The 5,261-nt window shown below is 55.7% G+C and carries 5 protein-coding genes; all 5 read right to left on the bottom strand.

Translation table 11 applies throughout. From position 1 onward, the window contains the following. Positions 1–259: 259 nt before the first annotated feature. Entirely contained in the window at positions 260–1,015 is a 756-nt protein-coding gene (locus HMPREF3104_RS10140; RefSeq protein ID WP_070495708.1) for an iron ABC transporter ATP-binding protein, read from the bottom strand. Then, positions 1,012–1,956, bottom strand: a complete 945-nt coding sequence (locus tag HMPREF3104_RS10145) for an iron chelate uptake ABC transporter family permease subunit (RefSeq protein WP_083279071.1) — start codon at positions 1,954–1,956, stop codon at positions 1,012–1,014. Before HMPREF3104_RS10145 ends, HMPREF3104_RS10140 begins: the two co-directional genes overlap by 4 nt. Before the next feature lie 55 nt (positions 1,957–2,011). Beyond that, complete coding sequence (locus HMPREF3104_RS10150; protein WP_052205103.1) at positions 2,012–2,950, bottom strand: ABC transporter permease; 939 nt, start codon at positions 2,948–2,950, stop codon at positions 2,012–2,014. Positions 2,951–2,982: 32 nt separating this feature from the next. Then, positions 2,983–4,017 (bottom strand): siderophore ABC transporter substrate-binding protein, encoded by a 1,035-nt coding sequence (locus HMPREF3104_RS10155; RefSeq protein ID WP_070495711.1) that lies wholly within the window; start codon positions 4,015–4,017, stop codon positions 2,983–2,985. A 165-nt stretch (positions 4,018–4,182) separates the two neighbouring features. Then, positions 4,183–5,261, bottom strand: a 1,079-nt coding sequence (locus tag HMPREF3104_RS10160) for an HNH endonuclease signature motif containing protein (protein ID WP_168156377.1), incomplete at its 5' end; no start/stop codon positions are given.

Consider the following 5,261-nt stretch of genomic DNA (forward strand, 5'->3'; position numbering starts at 1 on the left):
TTCTCAAACAACACACGCACACCCCACCAGAACCGTTTTGGGCTCTAAGCGAAAGTAGCTTGTACGACACTACAGTTTCGATCTAACTGTTGTCAACCCGGCGTTTAAACCCTGGTTTCTTACAGTTCATCAGACCGTAACCTTTATGCGATTAGATTGTTCCTTCTCCCCGGCCGAACCGGCTCGAAGCAACGGATGAAGATATAACCACGAATGGAAACACCTAGCAAATCGCCTGGTCAGGACGATTAAAATTGGATCAGTGGTACGTCGCTAAGGGACCATTAGGCCCTTCAATGACTTGCACCGGAGTGTTGAAGATCTGGGTGAGCAGGTCATCTCGCATGATCTGCTCCGGCGTACCAAAGGCGACGACCTGGCCGTTTTTCGCAGCGCAGATGTAGTCCGCATAGCGGGCAGCAAAGTTGATGTCATGCAGGACAATGACCACGGTGCGTCCAAGTTCGCGCGCAGCTGCCTTCAGGTGCTGCATCATGTCCACGCTGTGGGCGATGTCGAGGTTATTCAGGGGCTCATCAAGCAGGACGTATTCGGTTTCCTGGCAGAGCACCATCGCCACATATGCGCGCTGACGCTGTCCACCGGAGAGCTGGTCCAAGAACCTGTTCTCCAGTTCACGCAGGTCTAAAAAGTCGATGTACTTAGAAACAATCTGCTCGTCCTCAGCTGTCAGGCGACCACCGGAGTACGGGAAGCGTCCGAAACCGACAAGCTGGCGCACTGTAAGGCGCGTAACAAAGTGGTTTTCCTGACGCAGGATGGACACCACTTTCGCCAGGTCTTTGGACTTAGTGCTGGCCACATCCATCTGGCCGACTGCAATCGTGCCTTCGTCCAAGTCCAGCAGACGGCCAATCATGGTGAGCAGCGTGGACTTACCTGCACCATTCGGGCCCACGAGCGCGGTAATGCCACCGGCGGGAATGTCCAGATCAACCGGACCGATAGTGGTTTCTGCGGAATAGTCCTTACGAACATTAGAAAGCGTAATCACAGTCTTCCCTTTCTCAGGATCACCACGAGGAATGTCAAGCCACCAACAAGCTCGATGATGATGGACACCACACCCTGCGCGTAAAACACGTGGTTCATCAGGAAATACGCGCTGGTCAAAATACAGAAGCCCATCAGTGCCGCCATCGGCAGCAGGTATCGGTGGTCATAGGTGTCAGCGAACTGATACGTCAGCGTCGCTACCAGAAAGCCAAGGAATGTCATCGGCCCAACCAAAGCGGTGGACACTGCCATCAGCACTGCGACCAGCACCAAGATGTAAATCGCATTACCGCGGAAGCTCACGCCCAAATTCATGGCCGCATTTCGACCCAACCCCAGCACGTTCAAATACCGTGAGCGCAGCAAAATAAGCACCACCGCCGCCGCTACCAGTGGAAGTGCAATTGGGTAGTACGACGGGTCAGCATTATTGACTGAGCCGAAGAGTCGTGCTGTCAGCACATCAAAGTCACTCGGGGTGAGCATACGCTGCATAAACGTAGACACACTGGCCAGGCCACCACCAAGCACGATGCCAACCAGCAGCATCGCGTGCAGGTTCGCCTCGCTGTTGCTCAGCAACCAGGAGTACAGCACCAGTGACAGGCCAATCATCAACGCAACCTGCAGCACGAACATACTGGTCGTCCGCCCTTGCAGCAGGCCACTTACACCAAAGAAATAGATGGTAGCGGTATGGATAGCCACGTACAGGGACTCAAAGCCCATGATTGAAGGCGTGAGGATGCGGTTATTGGTGATGGTTTGGAACGCAACCGTCGCAAAGCCTTGGCACACTGCAACAATCGCCATCGCGGTCACGGCTGTAAGCCGGCGCTGCGCAATCAGCCAGTAGCCGCGGGAGCCGAACTCCATCGGGTTGTTGTACGCCAACAGGCCAGCACCGCATGTCAAAGCCACCACCAGCAGCACTCCCATGACCACCCAGTAGCGCTTTTTGCTTGTCGACGTTGCGAAGCTGCCCACCGAACGATTAGCCACGCCGCACCTGCTTCACAATCAAAGCGATAAACACCACAGCACCAACCACACCCAAGATGACCGACACCGGCATTTCAAACGGTGCGATGACAGTGCGGCCAAGAATGTCGCACACGGTCACAATCGTGATGCCAAGCAGGCAGACCCACGGGAGGTTGGAACGCAGGTCGTCGCCACGCATCATGCTCACGATGTTCGGGACGATCAAACCAAGGAACGGCAGATTGCCCACCGTGACTGTCACCACACCGGCGGCGATGGCAACCAGCGAGGTCCCCACCAACACAACCCGGTTGTAATTCAGTCCAATATTGGTGGCGATATCCTCCCCCAGCCCCGCCGCAGTAAGCCTGTCCGCATAGAAGAACACGGCGATCACGACCGCAAGCACGATCCACAAGACCTCGTACTGACCAACGATGACGCTGGTAAAGGACCCGGCAAACCACACCCCCAGGGACTGCAGCAGGTCTGTTTTCAGCGCGAAGAACGTGGACACAGAGCTCACAACTGCACCGAGCATGATGCCCACAATCGGCACAATCAGGCTTGAACGTAGCGTCACTTTGCGCAGGAAAGCGAAAAACACCATGGTGCCCACAAACGCGAATACCACAGCCATGACCATGCGCGTCATGATGGTGCCGTTTGGAAACAGCACATATGACGTCAACAGACCAAGTCCAGCCCACTCCGTCGTACCTGTTGTGGTCGGTTCCACAAAACGGTTCTGCGTCAACATCTGCATAATCAGTCCGCACATTGCCATCGCCGCGCCAGCCAGCACGAGCGCGATAGTGCGTGGAACTCGGGTGATTTGGAACATCTCCCACCCGTCAGCAGATCCCAGAATGTCGTATTGCCCCACCGCCATTGACGCTATAAGGAGCGCCACGACGGCGAGGCAAGCCAACCCTAGCTTCTTAGTCACGTTGTACGACGTTACTCGATGTTAGGTAAGGATTACTTATTGGCTTCAAAAAGCTCTGCGAGCTGGTTGAGGATCTCGGTGTACGTCAGGATCGACTCGTTGGTGTAGGTGTCATTCGGAGCGACGTAGACGTGATTCTCCTTGATCGCGGTGACGTTCTGCAGGGCAGCGGAATCAGTCAGCACGCTCAGTGCGGCCGGGGAGTCCGTCTTGATCGCTGCGTCGCGGTCAAGCGCCAGGATCCAGTCCGGGTTAGAGTCAGCGATCGCCTCAACAGAGATGTCGTCACCCTGGTGATCGTTCGTACCTCCAGCAATCTCCAGTGCCGGGGTGAAACCGATCAGGTCAAACAGCGGCCCCCAGACGCGGCCAACACCCGGTGCAACGTAACCAATCTCTCCACCCGAGACGTTCACACCCATGACGGTCTGCTCCGGGTTGTACGCCTCACGCACGCGAACGATTGCCTTAGTGAAGTCCTCAACAACCTTCTCAGCCTCGGCCTGCTTGCCAAAGACCTCGCCAAGCTCCAGGGTCTGGCGGATCAGCTCACGGTCGAACGGCTCGCCTTCACGAGGTTCGAACTCCAGCAGGACTGCGTCCGGAACGAGCGTTTCAATCTCCTGGTCGTATTTCCTGAAGCGCTGGCCAGAGACGACGACATCCGGGTCAGCAGCAACAATTGCCTCGAGGTTCGGCTCACGGTGGTTGCCGATATCCACGATGCTCTCATCATCCTTCAAGCCCGGGATGGTCTTCGGCACCAGCGCACGCGCGGCAGCAACCGGCTTGACACCCCAGGCGTCCAGCAGCTCGAAGGAGCGGTTATCCAAAGCGACGACGCGCTTCGGCGGAACCGGCACCGTCTTCTCGCCATAGTTGTCAGTGACCGTTACGGTGCCGTCTGCAGACTCAGAAGCCTCAGCTGCAGAGGTGGTTGCTTCGGAAGCCTCAGCAGCGGTGCTGGAGGTAGCCTCGGAGGCAGACTCCGTGGAGGAGCAAGCGCCAAGCGCGAGGGCACTTGCGGTGACTACTGCGACGAGCGCGGTACGGGAAAAACGGATCATGTTCGTCCTTCTCTTAAGTGTGGAGGTTAGGATTACCTCGCCTACCTTAGGGCATGCACACCTACATTCCAAGCATTACCCCCGCGCTTTCGTGAACATAAAGGTCACAGCGTGAAACTTACAACCTAACCATCAACGCTTTGAGGCAAAACGACCCATCTTGGACTAGCGGTTGTAAATTAACTGCTGTATTTCTTCTGGCCATTCGTCTTCCGGTGCGTATTCTTCGTCCCAACCATCCTCAGGTTCTCGGACAGGCGGTGTCGGCCCGAAAAAGTCTGATATTTTCGGTTCCCTCACCGGCTCCGGCAGCACCGCCTTGATCGGGAATATAAGGCCGTATTCTTCCTCCAACGCTGCGATCTGAGCATTGGCCTGTTCAAGATCGTGGTGGTTATCAAAATCGTCTAGTATTTTGTGACCCTTGGCGTAAAACTGCGCGACTCGACTACGACGCTGACATACCTGCTCAAGATTGCTCTTCCACCGTGGTGCCGCGGCGTGCGTGTTGTGCTCGATCAAGCTGTCTGGGCTGCAGGTTTCATACGTGCCATTGGAAAACAGCCACAAGATTTCACCCGTATCCGGATCCGGAACATAGAAACCACGCTTATCGGTCTTCAAGTTGTGATGCTTTTGACACAACGGATACAAGTTACTCGGTGTGGTTTTACCACCCTGGCCAAACGGAATCCGGTGATCCAACTGGCATAGCTGGGACGGGACGTTGCACCCCGGAAACACACAATGCGTATGACGAGCACACACCACGCGACGCATTGCTTCAGTTGGGGTGTAACTGTCGGTGAGCGCTTGGAGTTCTGCCTCCATATCTACTTCTGTGACCTTTGCTGTTGCCAGCAGGTCATCAAGTGCTGCGGTAGCTTCCGGAGTCAGTGCCCCAACCCCTGGCACATAGGCTGGACCACCAGCCTTACGGCCCTTCGGCACAAACACATGCAGCGTGGCTTTTGTTGGGGTGATCTCACCCGAAAGCAGTTTCACCATCGCATCAGCCATCGATGTTTTATGCTCCCGTGCGGCAGCCAACACATGCTCTCGCACCACACGCGCAGTCAACGGGTTCGTCGACAATGTGACCAACGTTTTCACAGTCCCGGTGTATGCAGATTCCTCAAACGTCAACACGTCATCACCAGCATGTGCTTGAGCCACACGTTGCTGACGTCGCTTCGGCTGATAGGCACACGTTGGGTCAATACGTTTAATCATCTCCCGGATAC

Origin of the sequence: Corynebacterium sp. HMSC30G07 (assembly GCF_001806945.1) — a bacterium.
Lineage (GTDB): Bacteria > Actinomycetota > Actinomycetes > Mycobacteriales > Mycobacteriaceae > Corynebacterium > Corynebacterium riegelii.

Coding starts and splice junctions, on each gene's coding strand:
- HMPREF3104_RS10145 (WP_083279071.1), bottom strand. CDS start 1,956: ATGGGAGTGCTGCTGGTGGTGGCTTTGACATGCGGTGCTGGCCTGTTG.
- HMPREF3104_RS10155 (WP_070495711.1), bottom strand. CDS start 4,017: ATGATCCGTTTTTCCCGTACCGCGCTCGTCGCAGTAGTCACCGCAAGT.